The sequence below is a fragment of the Sphingomonas lutea genome (assembly GCF_014396785.1).
GTDB lineage: Bacteria > Pseudomonadota > Alphaproteobacteria > Sphingomonadales > Sphingomonadaceae > Sphingomicrobium > Sphingomicrobium luteum.
Genome location: NZ_CP060718.1, coordinates 1,267,938 through 1,283,570, shown reverse-complemented (window position 1 = coordinate 1,283,570; position 15,633 = coordinate 1,267,938). Strand labels below are relative to the sequence as shown.

The window sequence follows — 15,633 nt, the reverse complement described above, 5'->3', positions numbered from 1 at the left end:
CGCATGTCGCGGCTGTTCATCGATCGCCCGATTTTCGCCTGGGTGATCGCCATCATCATCATGATGATGGGCGCGGGCGCGATCGTCAGCCTGCCGGTCGCGCAATATCCCGACGTCGCGCCGACCCAGATCAACGTCCGCGCAAGCTATCCCGGCGCGTCGGCGGAAACGCTCGAGAATAGCGTGACCCAGGTGCTTGAGCGCCAGCTGACGGGCATCGACGGGCTGCTCTATTTCTCATCCTCGTCGACGGCGCGCGGGCAGGTCAGCATCAACGCGACCTTCGACAAGGCGGTCGATGCCGACATCGCGCAGGTGCAGGTCAACAATCGCGTCCAGCAAGCGGTGGCGCGCCTGCCCGCCCAGGTGCAGCAGCAGGGCGTCACGGTGACCAAAAGCTCGCCCGACTTCCTGATGATTGTCGGCGTCTATGACGAGACCGATAAGAGCACCAACTTCGACGTTTCCGATTGGCTGACGTCCAATTTGCAGGACGATCTGTCGCGCACCGACGGCGTCGGCGACGTCAACGTTTTCGGCGCGCCCTATGCGATGCGCATCTGGCTCGATCCGCAAAAGCTGTCGAGCTTCCAGCTGATGCCGAGCGACGTGATCTCCGCAATCACTGCCCAGAATACGGAAATCGCCGCCGGCGAAGTCGGCGGGATGCCGCAGCCGCAAGGGCAGATGATCAATGCGACGGTGACTGCCCAGTCGCGGATGCAGACGCCCGAGCAATTCCGCAACATCATCGTCAAGTCGGACCCGTCGGGTGCGCGCGTGCTGCTGGGCGACGTTGCCCGGGTCGAACTTGGCGCGGAAAATTACTCGGTCCGCACGCGGGTCAACGGCCATCCCGGCGCGGGCATGGGCATTTTCCTCGAACCCGGCGCAAACGCCTTGCGCACCGCCGAACTGGTCAAGGCGAAGGTCGAAGCGATCGCGCCCAACATGCCGGCGGGGTATAATTACGCCTACGCCAACGACACCACCAACTTCATCAAGCTGTCGATCGAGGAAGTAGTGAAGACGCTGCTCGAGGCGATCGTGCTGGTCGTCATCGTGATGTTCGTCTTCCTGCAAAGCTGGCGCGCGACCTTGATCCCGTTCGTCGCCGTGCCGGTGGTGCTGCTGGGGACATTCGCGATCCTCTACATGCTCGGCTTTTCGATCAACACCATGACCTTGTTCGGGCTGGTGCTGGCGACCGGCCTGCTGGTCGACGACGCCATTGTCGTGGTCGAGAATGTCGAGCGGCTGATGCACGAGAATCCGGGCATGTCGCCGCGCGAAGCGACGATCCAGTCGATGAGCCAGATCCAGACGGCGCTAGTGGCGATTGCACTGATCCTGTCGGCAGTATTCCTGCCGATGATCTTCTTCGGTGGGTCGAGCGGCGTCATCTACCGCCAATTCGCCGCGACCATCGTGTCGGCGATGGTGCTGTCGGTGTTCGTCGCGCTGACCCTGAGCCCGGCGATCGCGGCCAACCTCCTCAAGCCGACGCATGCCGGCGTCGATGAGACGTGGTTCGGACGCAAGGCGCCGCGCGCCGCTCACATCGTCGAAAAGGCCCGCAACAAATTCAATTCCGGGTTCGATCGGCTGGTCAACTGGTACGTTGGCACGGTCGGCAAGGCGGTCGATCGAAAGTGGCTGTTCCTGGCGGTCTACGCAGCGATTTGCGCATTGCTTATTTTCCTGTTCTGGCGCCTTCCGACCGGCTTCCTGCCGAGCGAAGACCAGGGTGCGGCGCAGGTCCAGTTCCGCCTGCCGTCGGGGGCGACGATGACGCGGACCGCGCAAGTGCAGGAAACGGTCGAAAGCTATTTCCTGCGCGGTCCGGAAAAGGACAATGTGCGGACCTATTTCACCGTCGCCGGCGGTGGCCAGGGCGCGGCCGGCCAGAATAGCGGCCAGGCATTCATCAACCTTGCCGATTACGACAAGCGCAAGGGCGAGGAGAATAGCGCGCCGGCCATCGTCGAGCGTGCATCGGCGGCGTTCCGCGGGCTTCGCGATGCGCAGGTGTTCACGCTTGTGCCCGGCGCGATCCGCGGGCTCGGCCAGTCGGGCGGTTTCCAGGTCCAGCTCCAGAATACCGGCGGCCTCAGCCCGCAAGAATTCCAGGCCGTGCGCGACAAATTCCTCGCCGAAGCGTCGGGCGATCCGCGCCTCACCTCGGTCCGGCCGAGCGAATTGCCCGATGTTGCCAGCCTCAAGGTCGATATCGACCAGCAGCGGCTGGCCGCGCTTGGACTAAGCCCGAACGACGTCAACAACACGCTGTCGTCAGCCTGGGGCGGTCGCTACGTCAACGACTTCATCGACCGCGGCCGAGTCAAGCGCGTGTACGTGCAATCGGACGCGCAATATCGCGCCGCGCCGAGCGACATCGACCAGTGGTTCGTGCGCAACAACCGGGGCGAGATGGTGCCGTTCTCCTCTTTCGCGCGGACCGAATGGACGACGACGCCGACCAGCGTCGCGCGCTTTGGCGGCTATCCCGCTTACGAAATCCAGGGCCAGGGCGCCGACGGGGTCAGCTCGGGCGAAGCGATGGACATCGTCGAGGAGAAAGCGTCCAAATATCCCGGCGTCGCGGTCGCCTGGTCGGGCCAATCCTACCAGGAGCGTCAATCGTCGGGCCAGGCGCCCCTGCTTTACGCGGTCTCGCTGATCGTCATCTTCCTGTGCCTAGCCGCGCTTTACGAAAGCTGGTCGATTCCGGTCGCCGTACTGCTGGTGATCCCACTTGGGCTGGTCGGGTCGATCCTGGCGGTGACGCTGCGCGGGCTGGAGAATGACGTTTACCTTCAGGTCGGACTGATCACGACCATGGGTCTATCGGCAAAGAATGCGATCCTCATGGTCGAATTCGCCGAGCGCGCCGAGCGGCAGGGCAAGGGCGTGCTCGAATCCGCGATCGAAGCGGCGCGGATCCGTCTGCGGCCGATCCTGATGACCAGCTTCGCGTTCATTTTCGGCGTGCTTCCGCTGGCACTGGCGACCGGCGCGGGCGCGAACAGCCGCCTCGCAATCGGCACCGCGGTGATCGGCGGCATGCTGACCGCCACGATCCTGGCGGTCTTCTACATCCCGCTGTTCTTCGTGCTCGTGCGGCGCGGCGTGCGCGATGGCGCGAAGTACGTCCGTGAACGCTTCCGCCAGCGGCGGCCGGCGCAAGCATGAGGCGCGCCGGTTCAATCCTTGCCCTGCTGGCCAGCGGCTGCGCGACCATGGAACCGCGTTATGTCGCGCCCAATTCGGCGATCCCGCCGTCATGGCCGGTGGGTGATGCCTATCTGCGCCAGAGCGAGGCCGCCCTTCCCGCGGTCACCTATACGCAGCTGTTCCAGGATCGGCGGCTGCAGACGCTGATCGCGCAGGCTTTGGCGAACAACCGCGACCTTGCCGTCGCCGCGGCCAACATCGCCGCGGCGCGCGAGCGGGTGCGCATCCAGCGCGCCAACCAATTGCCGCAAGTCGATGCCAGCGGCGGCGCGGAAATCCGCGCCGCCGAAGATTCCTCAGCCGACGCCAGCTTCAACCTCGGCGCCGGTGTGTCCAATTTTGAAATCGACCTGTTCGGCCGGTTGCGGTCGCTGACCAATGCCGAGCGCGCACGCTATTTCGCCACCGAAGCGGGCGCGCGCGCAACACGCATCACCCTGGTCGCCGATATCGCCAGCGCTTGGCTGGCGCATGCGGCGGACCAGAGCCTGCTGCTGATCGCACGGCAAACCGCCGAGAGCGCGGAGAAGAGCGTGCGCCTGACCCGCATCCGGCTTGAGGGCGGGATCGCGCCGCGCACCGATCTGCGCCAGGCCGAGCTGATCCTGACCCAGGCGCAGGCCGACCTCGCGCAACAACGCACCGCCGTCGCGCAGGACATCAACGTGCTTCAGTTGCTGGTCGGCGGGCCGATCGATCCGGCACTGCTCGCGCCGAATATCGAACAAGCGGCGGGAACAATCGCTGCGCTTCCGCCGGGAATCGACAGCTATATCCTGCTGCGGCGACCCGATGTGCTTGAAGCCGAATATCAGTTGCGTGCCGCCAATGCCCAGATCGGCGCGGCGCGCGCTGCGCTGTTCCCGCGCATTTCGCTGACGGGCCTTGCGGGGCTGGCGAGCAGCGCGCTGACTAGCCTGTTCACCGGCGGGGCGTTCGCCTGGAGCGCGGGCGCGAACGTCAGCTACACGATTTTCCAGGCCGGCGCCGGACGCGCCAACGTGCGCTTGACCGAAGCGCAGCGCAATGCGGCGGTCGCGACCTATCAGAAAGCCGTGCAGACCGCGTTCCGCGAAGTCGCCGATGCGCTCGCGCGGCGCGGCACGCTTAACGACGAAATTTCCGCGCGGCAGCGGCAGCGGATCGCGGCGAGCGATACCTATTTGCTGACCGAAGCGCGGTATCGCGCGGGGATCGACAACTTCCTCGCCAGCCTCGACGCGCAGCGCTCCTTCTACTCGGCGCAGCGCGCGCTGGTGCAGACCCAGCTGACCGCAGCGCAGAACAGCGTCGATTTGTACGAAGCGCTCGGCGGCGATGCCTTGCTTCAGTCGGCGCCCGCGGGCTGAAGCAGCGCGAGGAGCGCGAAACTCGCCAGCCAGTGTTCCCCGGCATAGTCGCCGGAAATCTGCGGCAGCGCGGCGGCGAGATGTTCCTCGGCCGCGTGTAGGGCGATCGCGGCATCGTCACCGGGCAGCAACGGCGCGACACCCCGCCAACACCAGGCGCGGCTGAGGTTCAAGCCGTCGAGATGCGCGATCTTGCCGTCGCTCCGGTCGCTGACGGTTGCAGGCGTGAACAGGGTTGCGGGCTGACGCTGCGCGAGGTGCGGAAGGAAAGCGGCGAACCAGGCCGCAAAACCCGCTTCGTCGACGCGCGCCATGCAATACGCTTCGGTCAGCGCTGAGGATAGGAATTCGTCGCCGCCCGGCTCCCATGCCTGGCAATCGCGGTCGCCGCCAAACCAGCCGCGTGCGCGCTCGCGCATCATCGCCGCAAGGTCGGGGTCGAAGGAGTCCGCCCATTCGAGGGCGAGGACGATCGCAAAGCTCGTGTTGAAATGCGTGCCGACGCGAATGGGATAGGTCAGGATCTTGAGATAATCGCGGAAACGGTCGGCAAAGGCGCGCGCGAGCGGCTCCAGCTCGGATGCCCACGGCCGATCCGAGTGACGCGTCGCTTCGAGGTGCAGGTACAACAACCACGCCCAGCCATAGGGACGCTCGAACCCGCGGCTGGTCGGGCGGTCGAGATAGGCGCGCTCACCCGCAACCTTGTCGCGCGTGAAGCTGTCGTCGGCGAGGTCGGCGATCCGCGCCGCCTCGGCCATGTCCGGATACATTCGCCGCAGCGTCAGCAGCGTCCACCAGCCGTGGACGCAGCTGTGCCAATCGAAGCTGCCGAAAAAGATCGGGTGGAAATGGCGCGGCGGGCGCGCATCTTCGTCGCCTGCGAGGACATGGTCCATCTTGTATGGATAGGGATTGCGCACGTGGCCAAGCGCGATGCCTGCCATGCGCGACGCCAGAGCCTGGTCGAGCCTCATCGGAACGCCAGGAAGTAGATGAGCAGGATGTTGGCGACGAGCAGCGGCAGCGCGGTCGGGATCTGGCGCTTGATCACGCCGTACTGATCCTTGAGCTCGAGCAAGGCAGCGGGGACGAGGTTGAAGTTGGCCGCCATGGGGGTCATCAACGTCCCGCAGAAACCGGCCAGCATCCCGATCGCGCCGACCACTGCCGGATCGCCGTCATAGGCCTTGATCAGAAGCGGCACGCCAATCGCCGCGGCCATCACCGGGAAGGCGGCGAAGGCATTGCCCATGATAATCGTGAACAAGGCCATGCCGACCCCGAACACGACCACCGTGAGGAAGATGCTGCCTTCGGGTATGACCGAGCGCGTCGCCGATCCGATGATCTCCCCGACGCCGGCGGCGGCGAATAGGACGCCGAGCGCGGCGAGCATCTGGGGCAGGACCGCGGCCCAGCCGATCGCGTCGATCAGCCGGCGGCCCTCCTGCAACGGGGCAATCGCGGGCGGGCGGAGCCAGACGAACAATGTTGCGAGCGCAAGCAGGACGCCGAGCCCGAGGAAGACATAGGTTTCACGCTTGGCCTCGATCCAGCCGAGGTCGCCAACGGCGGTGTAATTATAAACTAGGGTCCCGATCAGCGCAGTCGCGGGAATGATTAGCGCGGGCAGGAACAGCTTGTTGCCTAGCTTTTCGGCCCAGCCTTGCCGTTCCTCGACGCTGGTGGTCGGCGGATGGCTCCGACCGATAAATCCAAAGCCGGCGAGCCCCGCAAGTCCGAGGACGAGCAGGCCGTTGCCGAAATCGCCGATCACGTCACCGCCGAGCAGGCTGAGCGCCATGAGCCCCCAGAAAGCGGCATTGCCGAAACGCTTCGAGTGCCCGCGGTCGAGCGCGGAGAGGATCGCGAAGGCCGCAAACATCGTGCCCGCGAGCGCGTAGAGCCATTGCAGCGTGATCATTGCTCATCCTCCCCACGAGTTCGTGGGGAGGGGGACCGCGCATTGCGCGGTGGAGGGGTTCTTCGGCCGTCCAGGACCCCTCCACCATCCCTCGGATGGTCCCCCTCCCCGACAACTGCCGGGGCGGATGTTGCAAGCGACCGATCCAGCCACAGCAGCCGCGCGCCATGGATCAGAAAGGCAAGGATCGCGGTCGGGATCGCCCATAACGCAAGCTCGAGCGGGGCGAGGTCGTAGCCGTAGGTGGCGAGCGTTGCCTGGATGAGGACGATCGATCCGATGGCAAAGAAGATGTCCTCGCCGAAGAACAGCCCGACATTGTCGGTCGCGGCGGAATAGGCCTTCACGCTTTCCGCGGTGTCCTCGTCGAGCGTGCCATGCTGCTTCTCCGCTGCGGCGAGCGCCATCGGCGCGACCAGCGGGCGGACGGTCTGCGGATGCCCGGCGGTCGAGTGGAGCCCGATCGCCGCGGTGATCTGGCGATAGAGCAGGTAGAGGATCAACAAGCGGCCGGTCGTGGCATTTTTCATCCGGCGGATCACCGCCGCCGCCTGCTGCTGCAGCCCGAAGCGTTCGAGCAGGCCGATCACCGGCAGCACGATCCACACGATGGCGATGATGCGGTTGTCGTTGAACGCCTTGCCGAACGTCGAGATGACTTCGACCCCGTCCATGCCCGCGAGCAACCCGGTGACGATGGCCGCGGCGGTCACGACGATCATCGGGTTCATGCGCAAGGCAAAGCCGAGGACGACGAGTGCAATGCCAAGGAGGGGCCAGTAATTCATGCCTTTCTCCCGTAGCCGCCGCCGCCCGGGGTGTGGATCACGAAGAGGTCGCCGGTCTGCATGTCCGCGGCCGCGGTTGCGGACAGCTCTTCGACCAAGCCGTCCGCGCGCTCGACCCAGTTGCGGCCGGGGGCGGCATCTTCGCCGCCGTGAATGCCTTTCGGCGCGACCCGTCTGCGGTTGGCGAGCATGTTGGCGCGCATCGGTTCGAGGAAGGTGAGTTCACGGATGACGCCGTCGCCGCCGCGATGCGCGCCTGCCCCGCCCGAGCCCACGCGGATGGCGAAGCGGTCAAGCCGCACGGGCAGCCGCGTTTCCAGAATCTCGGGATCGGTCAGGCGGCTGTTGGTCATGTGCGTCTGCACCGCGCTCGTCCCGTCATGGTCGGGGCCCGCGCCCGATCCTCCCGCGATCGTCTCATAATATTGGTGCGCCTCATTGCCGAAGGTGAAGTTGTTCATCGTCCCCTGGCTCGGCGCAAGCCGCCCGGTGGCCGCGAACAGCGCGTCGGTGACGACCTGGCTCGTTTCGACATTGCCCGCGACGACCGCCGCAGGATAGCTCGGCTTGAGCATCGACCCCTCCGGGACCACGAGAGTCACCGGCCGCAGGCAGCCGTCATTCATCGGGATCGGATCGTCGATCAACGTCCGGATGACGTAAAGCGAGGCGGCACGGACGATCGAATAAGGCGCATTGAAATTGTCAGGCAGCTGGCCGCTCGTCCCGGTGAAATCGAATGTCGCCCCGCGCGACGCCCTGTCGATGGTAATCGCAACCTGGACCTGCGCGCCATTGTCCAATTCATAAGTGAACGCGCCGTCGTCGAGCCGATCGAGCAGCCGCCGCACCGATTCCTCGGCGTTGGCGAGCACGTGATCCATATAGGCCGCGACGACCTCCGCGCCGTAATCGCGCGCCGTTTGCACGAGCACGTCGGCGCCGCGCACGCAGGCGGCGAGTTGCGCCTTCAGGTCGGAGATGTTGCGGTCGGGACTGCGCGCCGGCCAATCGCCCGCTGCCAGGATCGCGCGCATCTCGGCCTCGCGGAATTGGCCTTCGTCGACGAGCAACTCATTGTCGATCAGCACGCCTTCGTCATCGATGCTGCGGCTGTCGGGCGGCATCGATCCGGGCGCAACCCCGCCGATGTCGGCATGGTGGCCGCGGGCAGCGACATAAGCGTCGGGCTGCCCCCCAACCCCTCCACCACTTCGTAGTCCCCCGCCCCGTCCCGGGGAGGAGTAGAAAACGGGGACGATCACCGTGATGTCGGGCAGATGCGTGCCGCCGCGATAGGGGTCGTTGAGTACATAGGCGTCGCCGCGTCGGATGCCGCGGCCGTCGCGCCCCTGCCCGCGCGCGTCCATGATCGTGCGGATGCTTTCGCCCATCGAGCCGAGGTGCACCGGAATGTGCGGGGCGTTGGCGATCAGCGCGCCGGTGGCGTCGAAGATGGCGCAGGAGAAATCGAGCCGCTCCTTGATGTTCACGCTGGTCGCGGTGGCCTGCAGAGCGACGCCCATTTCCTCGGCGATGGCCATGAAGAGGTTGTTGAAAATCTCGAGTCGCACGGGGTCGACGTCGGTGCCGATCGCCTTGTCGCGCTGGAGCGGGACGGCGCGGGTCAGGATGAGCGTGCCGTCCGACGCGCGTTCGGCGCGCCATCCGGGTTCAACGACGATAGTCGAGGTCGGATCGAAGATGAGCGCGGGGCCCTCAATCCTCCCCGAGAGTTCTCGGGGAGGGGGACCGCTCGAAGAGCGGTGGAGGGGTTCTTCTTCCGCCAGAACCCCTCCACCATGCTGCGCATGGACCCCCTCCCCGGCAACCGCCGGGGAGGATGTGCCGACCGCCTCGACGACAAGCGCGTCGACGATCACTTCCGCACCTTCGTCCCAATATCCGAACCGCTGCTTGTGCAATCGGGCAAAGGCGGCGCGCATTTCGCCGGGCTCGGCAATCGACAGCTCCAGCGTCGTATCGCTGCCCGCGACCCGCAGCCGCGCGCGTCGGAGGAGCTCAACGCGCTCGACCGCGATCCCTTGCTCGATTAGCGCAGTCCGCGCGGCCTCCCCGAGCTTCTCCAGCGCCGGCCCAAAATCCTCGGACAGCGGCCGCAGCCAACTCATGTCGCGCATCGCCTTCACGTCTGCGAGGCCGATGCCATAGGCCGACAGCACGCCGGCGAGCGGGTGAATCAGGATCCGCTCCATGCCCAGCGCATCGGCGACCTGGCAGGCGTGCTGCCCGCCCGCCCCGCCGAAACAGGCGAGCGTGTAGCGGGTGACGTCATGGCCTCGCGCGATCGAGATCTTGCGGATCGCGGCGGCCATATTGTCGACCGCGATCTCGACGAAACCGCGCGCGATGTCTTCGGCCCTCTTGGTGCCACCCAACTGGTCCGCGACCTCCTGCAAGCGCGCGCGGGCCGCCGCGGGATCGAGCGGCTGGTCGCCATTCGGCCCGAACACCGCGGGAAATTGCGCGGGGTCGATCCTCCCGAGCAATAGGTTGCAGTCGGTCACCGTGAGCGGCCCGCCGTTGCGGTAACAAGCGGGCCCTGGGTTCGCGCCGGCGGATTCCGGACCGACGCGGAAGCGCATGCCGTCGAAGCGGCAGATCGAACCGCCGCCCGCGGCGACGGTGTGAATCTGCATCATCGGCGCCCGCACGCGTACGCCTGCGACCACGCTTTCGTCGGCCAGTTCGAACTGGCCGGCGTAATGCGACACGTCGGTCGAGGTGCCGCCCATGTCGAAGCCGATGAGGTGATCGCCGTCGTGCGGGGCGCTCGCCGCGACCATGCCGACTACGCCGCCTGCGGGGCCCGACAGGATTGCGTCCTTGCCGCGGAACGCACTCGCTTCGGCGAGCCCGCCGTTGGATTGCATGAAGTGGAGGTCGCTCGCGTCCGGCAAACCCGCCGCGACGCGATCGACGTAACGACGCAGCACGGGCGAGAGGTAAGCATCGACAACCGTCGTGTCTCCGCGCCCGACAAGCTTGATCAGCGGCGCGACCTCGTGGCTGACTGACACCTGAGTGAAGCCAAGGTCGCGCGCGATTGTCGCGAGGCGCGCCTCGTGATCGGGATAGCGCCAGCCGTGCATCAGCACGATGGCCAGCGCGTCGATTCCCTCGGCGCGGATGTCCCCAAGCGCGGCGCGTGCCTGGGCCTCGTCGAAAGGCATGACGACCGCGCCGTTCACGTCGACCCGCTCAGCGATTTCGACAACGTGCGCGTAAAGCATCGTCGGCAGCACGATGTGCCGTGCGAAAATCTCCGGCCGCGCCTGGTAGCCGATGCGCAAGGCATCGCCGAAGCCGCGCGTGATCGCCAGCGCCACGCGCTCGCCCTTGCGCTCGAGCAAGGCGTTGGTGGCAACGGTCGTTCCCATCCGCACTTGCGTGACCTTACCGCCTTCTTCCTCGGTGACCCGGCGGATCGCCTCGAGCGCGGCGTCTGCATATTGCCCGGGGTTTTCGGAAAGCAGCTTCTCGACGCGCAGGCGGCCGTCCGAGGAGCGCGCGATGACGTCGGTAAACGTCCCGCCGCGGTCGATCGCGAATGTCCAGCTACGCTCCACACTTCTGCCTCTAAGGCCTTTCGGCGACGTCCTGCACCCCCTATGGCGCGCGCATGGCCATTCTCGTCACCGGAGTTGCGGGGTTCATCGGCGCGGCGACTGCGCACGCGCTGCTCGCGCGCGGCGACACGGTCATCGGCATCGACAACCTCAACGATTATTATGACCCGGCGCTCAAGCGCGCGCGGCTGGACGAACTCAAAGGCCAATTCGGCAGCGACTTCCGCTTTGTCGAGATGGACTTCGCGGATGCTACGGCACTCGGCACGCTTCCCGCGGACTTTGAGCGCATCGTTCACCTCGGCGCGCAAGCGGGGGTGCGCTACAGCCTCGACCACCCGCAAGCCTATGTGCAGTCGAACCTCGTCGGTCACGCCAACATGCTCGAACTCGCGCGGGCACGGCAGGTGCGCCACTTCGTCTATGCGTCGTCATCCTCCGTCTATGGCGGCAATGACAGCCTACCTTTCCGCGTCGAGGATCGCGTCGACCATCCACTGTCGCTCTACGCCGCGACAAAGAAGGCCGATGAGCTTCTCACTGAAACGTATGCACATCTCTTCCGGCTCCCCTCGACCGGGCTGCGCTTCTTCACCGTCTACGGCCCGTGGGGCCGACCCGACATGGCGATGTGGATTTTCACCAAGGCTTTGCTCGCGGGCGAGCCGCTGCCGCTCAACAACGGCGGGCAAATGCGGCGCGATTTCACGTACATCGATGATATTGTTCGCGGCGTAATCGCCTGCCTCGATACGCCACCGTCCGACGACAATGCGGTCAAGGCAGGCGGCAGCCGAAGTCCGCACGCGCTGTACAACATCGGCAACAGCCGCAGTGAAGATTTGATGTGCGTCGTCGAATTGCTCGAGCAGGCGACGGGCAAGAAAGCGCTGATCGATCCGCGGCCGATGCAGCCTGGCGACGTCAAGGATACCTACGCCGACATCAGTGCGATCGAGCGTGATCACGGCTTCCGCCCTGCGACAACGATCGATCAGGGCGTGCCGCTGTTCGTCGACTGGTATCGCCGCTACCACGGCATCGCATGAGCCTTCCCCCAATCCTCCAGAACCTGCGCCTGCCGGTGATCGGCGCGCCCTTGTTCATCGTGTCCAATCCCAAGCTGGTCATCGCCCAATGCCAGGCCGGCATCGTCGGCAGCTTCCCCGCGCTGAATGCGCGGCCCGCGTCGCAGCTCGACGAATGGCTGCACGAGATCACCGAGGCACTCGCCGCCTGGGACCGCGATCATCCCGAGCGGCCGGCGGCGCCGTTCGCGGTCAACCAGATCGTCCACCGATCCAACGACCGCTTCGAGCAGGACATGAATGTTTGCGCCAAATGGAAGGTGCCGATCGTCATCACCTCGCTCGGCGCGCGTGTTGAACTTAACGAAGCGGTGCATTCGTGGGGCGGGATCACGCTTCACGACATCATCGACGACCGCTTCGCGCGAAAGGCGATCGAGAAAGGCGCGGACGGCGTAATCGCGGTGGCCGCGGGTGCAGGGGGCCATGCAGGGCGCTGGTCGCCATTCGCGCTGGTCCAGGAAATCCGCATGTGGTTCGATGGGCCGCTGTTGCTTTCGGGATCGATCGCAACCGGCGGCGCGGTGCTCGCGGCGCAGGCGGCCGGTGCCGACCTCGCATATATCGGGTCGCCCTTCATCGCGACGGAGGAAGCGCGGGCCAGCGACGATTACAAGCAGGGCATCGTGTCGGGAAGCGCGGCGGACATCGTCTACACCGACCTCTTCACCGGCGTGCACGGCAATTATCTGCGCGGATCGATCATTGCCTCGGGGCTCGATCCCGACAATCTGGCGAGCAGCGATCCAACGGCGATGAAGTTCGGCGCCGAGGGCAGCAAGGCCAAGGCGTGGCGCGACGTCTGGGGCTGCGGGCAAGGCATTGGCGTCATCGACCGCGTCCAGTCCGCGGCGGCCTATGTCGATCGGCTCGCTGCCGAATATGAAGCGGCGAAGCGCCGGCTCTGCGGCTAGGCCAGGATCGCTTCCAGCTTCTGCCGCCATGCGTCGGGCAGTGACACCGGAGTCCGGCTAGCCCGGTCGACCGCGACGTGAACGAATTCGCCATGCGCCGCCGCCGACGCCGCACCCGGCGCGAATATGCCGATGCGATAGCGCATACTCGACCGGCCGAGCTCGGCGATCGACAGGCCCACCTCGACTTCGCCCGGAAAGGCGAGCGGCGCGGCGTAGGTGCAGCGCGTTTCCACGACGAGCGCGATGGGATCGCCGTGCGCGATGTCGAGCATGTCTTGTTCGACCAGCCAGGCGTTCACCGCGCTGTCGAACCATTGGTAGTAGATGGTGTTGTTGACGTGGCCGTAAGCGTCATTGTCTGACCAGCGCGTGGTAAAGGTCCGCCAGACTTTGAATTGATCGCGCGTCACCGGCGCGGCCTTGCTCACCAGGCAGCCTCATAAAGGCGCCGCGCATCACGCTCGCTGATCTCGCACGGATTGTTCACCAGCAACCGGGTTTGCTTCATCGCTTCGCTCGCCAGGCGCGGCACGTCGTCCTGCGCGATGCCGTGGTCGCGCAACTTCAATTTGAGGCCGGTCGCCACGCACAGCCGCTCGAGCCCGTCGATGAGGCTGCGCACCCTGCCCTGCGTGCCAGCGTTCGCACATGCCGGATCGACGATGGGTGCAAGCTCGGCATAAAGCTCACGCGCCGCCTCGGCATTGTGCTCCAGAACGGGCCGCAGCATCAGCGCGTTGCTGAGGCCATGCGGCAAATGATGCATCCCACCCAGCGGATAGGCCAAAGCATGGACACCGGCGACGGGCGCATTGGAGAAGGCCAACCCGGCAAGATGCGCGCCGAGCAGCATCGCGCCACGTGCATCGAGGTCTTCGGGGGCATCGCACGCACGCACGAGATTGACGGTCAGCAGGCGCAGAGCCTCCCGTGCCAAGGCGTCCGACACGGGGTTCTTGAGCCGTGCCGAAGTAAAGGCCTCGACTGCGTGGACAATGGCATCGATACCCGTGGCCGCAGTGACATGACGCGGCAGCGCGATCGTCAGTTCGGGGTCGAGTAAGGCGACATCCGCAACCAGCGGGCGCGCATTGACGGCGAGCTTCACACCGCCTTCGCAGGTGATCACCGAAATCGGCGTGGCTTCCGATCCGGTGCCGGCGGTGGTTGGGATCAAGGCCAGTGGAAGCCGCGGGCCGCGCGCGACATCCACGCCCCAGATGGCGTCGAGATCGTCGCCCGCCCCGATCAAATAAGCGGCAAGTTTCGCCACATCCATCGGGCTGCCGCCCCCGAAGCCGATCACGGAGGCCACCTCCGCCGCGCGCCCCGCGGCAACCGCGGCGAGCAATGTCGCGCGCGAAGGATCAGCCTCGACGTTGTCGAAAAGGCGCACTTCTCTGCCGCTTCTCGCGAGCGCCGCAAGCAACGCTTCGGCAAGGCCGAGACGACGCAATTCGGCATCCGTGACCAGCAGCACCGGGCCTCCCGGGAGGCGCGCGAGAAGCGTTTCGGTCTGGCCCGCGCCGGCCAGCAAGGTCGGCCCGGGATAAAAGGCGAAGCTGCGCATGGTGGCGCAGGTTAGATCAGGCCGTCCGATCTCCGACAAGTCCCCGCTCTAAGCGGCCCATCAGGGCACGTGCCGGACTCTGAGGTGCATTCGTTTCGTGTTCACCCTCGTCGATGCGCTTGACCCGCGCATAAAGGTCGGCACTCGCGTTGATCAGTCGCTGGGCCTCGGCCGGCAATTGGGTGACGACCGCCGGATCGCTGTCCTGCGCATTGCCCAGACGCCGTTCGGGACGATGCCCGGGCCGCATTGGAATTTCACCCGAATCGATCGCGCGCTGCGTCAACAGCCAGGCGACAATGTGCATCACGCGAGTCGTCACCTTGAGCGATTCGCAGGCGAACCCGACTCGCGTGAACGGATCGAGCGCCGCGCGCTCGTCGCGGCCGACGTCGTCGAAATACGATCGGGCCTCATCGGCCAGGAGCATCGCCTCCGTGTAGAGGGCGTCGATCAGCCGCGACGTGATGCGCACTTGCGTGCCTGGCAGGTCCGAGTCGTCCATGAACGGGAAGAGTGCCATTGTTCCCATGAAACGGAAACGCCTGAGTCCGGAGATTGGACGGCTAGCGGAGGCAAATTGTCCCGCAGTGAGACAGGTCGAAGGCGCGTCAGGCGATGATGTCGGGAATGTTCGAATCGGCGATCCGCTGGATCTGGTCCTTGAGCAGCAACTTGCGCTTTTTCAGCCGAGCAAGCTCGAGCTGGTCCGCCACCCCTTCCTCCGACAGCAAGCGAATGCGTTCGTCGAGCATCCGGTGCTCGGCCTTTAGGGCGTCGAGATCAGGGGTCGGTTCATCATCGTTCATGAAGTCGTCAACCTAGCGCAAGCCGGGCGCCTGCGGGAAGGGAAGCCGTAACGACGATCCGGGTCTGTGCATCGGCAACCGGTGCGGAGGGCCGAGACAAAGACCGAAAAACGTGATTTATTGCGCAGCGGTGACACCAGCTTTGCGAAAGGACAGGCACCAATGGACAAGGCAATCGCCGAGGAACTCGAATCCAAGCACGCCGCGCTGCACGCTCTCATTGAAGAAGAAGAGCATCGAGCCCATCCCGACGACGATCTTCTCCACCGCCTCAAGAAAGAAAAGCTGAAGCTCAAGGACCAAATGGCGGGCCACTTCGTCCATCACTGATATCCAAGGCGCGGCGGCACCCGCCGCCGCA

At 65.6% G+C, this 15,633-nt stretch carries 13 protein-coding genes; 5 read left to right on the top strand and 8 right to left on the bottom strand.

The annotated features are described in order from the left end of the window. The first annotated feature begins 3 nt into the window (after window positions 1–3). Window positions 4–3,192 carry an efflux RND transporter permease subunit gene (locus tag H9L13_RS06635; protein ID WP_187537000.1) on the top strand — a complete coding sequence of 1,063 codons (3,189 nt, stop codon included), beginning with the start codon at window positions 4–6 and terminating at the stop codon, window positions 3,190–3,192. Beyond that, entirely contained in the window at window positions 3,189–4,583 is a 1,395-nt protein-coding gene (locus H9L13_RS06630; RefSeq protein ID WP_187536999.1) for an efflux transporter outer membrane subunit, read from the top strand. Before H9L13_RS06635 ends, H9L13_RS06630 begins: the two co-directional genes overlap by 4 nt. Here the strand turns inward: H9L13_RS06630 and H9L13_RS06625 are convergent. From H9L13_RS06625 to H9L13_RS06610, 4 genes are read right to left on the bottom strand one after another with little or no spacing between them, the layout of a single operon-like run. Next, the gene (locus H9L13_RS06625) at window positions 4,562–5,560 is read right to left on the bottom strand and encodes a DUF2891 domain-containing protein (protein ID WP_187536998.1); all 999 of its coding nucleotides are present in this window, start codon (window positions 5,558–5,560) and stop codon (window positions 4,562–4,564) included. The two genes, H9L13_RS06630 and H9L13_RS06625, sit on opposite strands and share 22 nt — an antisense overlap. Then, window positions 5,557–6,510 (bottom strand): DUF979 domain-containing protein, encoded by a 954-nt coding sequence (locus tag H9L13_RS06620; RefSeq protein WP_187536997.1) that lies wholly within the window; start codon window positions 6,508–6,510, stop codon window positions 5,557–5,559. Before H9L13_RS06620 ends, H9L13_RS06625 begins: the two co-directional genes overlap by 4 nt. Next, complete coding sequence (locus tag H9L13_RS06615; protein ID WP_187536996.1) at window positions 6,507–7,298, bottom strand: DUF969 domain-containing protein; 792 nt, start codon at window positions 7,296–7,298, stop codon at window positions 6,507–6,509. The genes H9L13_RS06620 and H9L13_RS06615 overlap by 4 nt, the downstream gene beginning before the upstream one ends. Beyond that, the gene (locus H9L13_RS06610) at window positions 7,295–10,888 is read right to left on the bottom strand and encodes a hydantoinase B/oxoprolinase family protein (RefSeq protein ID WP_187536995.1); all 3,594 of its coding nucleotides are present in this window, start codon (window positions 10,886–10,888) and stop codon (window positions 7,295–7,297) included. Before H9L13_RS06610 ends, H9L13_RS06615 begins: the two co-directional genes overlap by 4 nt. Before the next feature lie 53 nt (window positions 10,889–10,941). On the opposite strand from H9L13_RS06610, the gene H9L13_RS06605 reads away from it, so the two are divergent. Together H9L13_RS06605 and H9L13_RS06600 are read left to right on the top strand one after the other, a co-directional pair. Further along, window positions 10,942–11,937, top strand: a complete 996-nt coding sequence (locus tag H9L13_RS06605) for a GDP-mannose 4,6-dehydratase (protein WP_187536994.1) — start codon at window positions 10,942–10,944, stop codon at window positions 11,935–11,937. Further along, complete coding sequence (locus tag H9L13_RS06600; RefSeq protein WP_187536993.1) at window positions 11,934–12,890, top strand: NAD(P)H-dependent flavin oxidoreductase; 957 nt, start codon at window positions 11,934–11,936, stop codon at window positions 12,888–12,890. The genes H9L13_RS06605 and H9L13_RS06600 overlap by 4 nt, the downstream gene beginning before the upstream one ends. Here H9L13_RS06600 and H9L13_RS06595 read toward each other — a convergent pair. The 4 genes from H9L13_RS06595 to H9L13_RS06580 all read right to left on the bottom strand — a co-directional run bounded on the left by H9L13_RS06595 (window position 12,887) and on the right by H9L13_RS06580 (window position 15,272). Beyond that, entirely contained in the window at window positions 12,887–13,321 is a 435-nt protein-coding gene (locus H9L13_RS06595; protein ID WP_187536992.1) for an acyl-CoA thioesterase, read from the bottom strand. The genes H9L13_RS06600 and H9L13_RS06595 overlap by 4 nt on opposite strands. Beyond that, window positions 13,318–14,502 carry an iron-containing alcohol dehydrogenase gene (locus H9L13_RS06590; RefSeq protein WP_235091260.1) on the bottom strand — a complete coding sequence of 395 codons (1,185 nt, stop codon included), beginning with the start codon at window positions 14,500–14,502 and terminating at the stop codon, window positions 13,318–13,320. The genes H9L13_RS06595 and H9L13_RS06590 overlap by 4 nt, the downstream gene beginning before the upstream one ends. Further along, entirely contained in the window at window positions 14,480–14,986 is a 507-nt protein-coding gene (locus H9L13_RS06585; protein ID WP_235091257.1) for a DUF1465 family protein, read from the bottom strand. The genes H9L13_RS06590 and H9L13_RS06585 overlap by 23 nt, the downstream gene beginning before the upstream one ends. Before the next feature lie 88 nt (window positions 14,987–15,074). After that, window positions 15,075–15,272 carry a DUF465 domain-containing protein gene (locus tag H9L13_RS06580; protein WP_187536990.1) on the bottom strand — a complete coding sequence of 66 codons (198 nt, stop codon included), beginning with the start codon at window positions 15,270–15,272 and terminating at the stop codon, window positions 15,075–15,077. 162 nt (window positions 15,273–15,434) lie between these two features. On the opposite strand from H9L13_RS06580, the gene H9L13_RS06575 reads away from it, so the two are divergent. Next, entirely contained in the window at window positions 15,435–15,602 is a 168-nt protein-coding gene (locus H9L13_RS06575) for a DUF465 domain-containing protein (protein ID WP_187536989.1), read from the top strand. Window positions 15,603–15,633 lie beyond the last annotated feature (31 nt).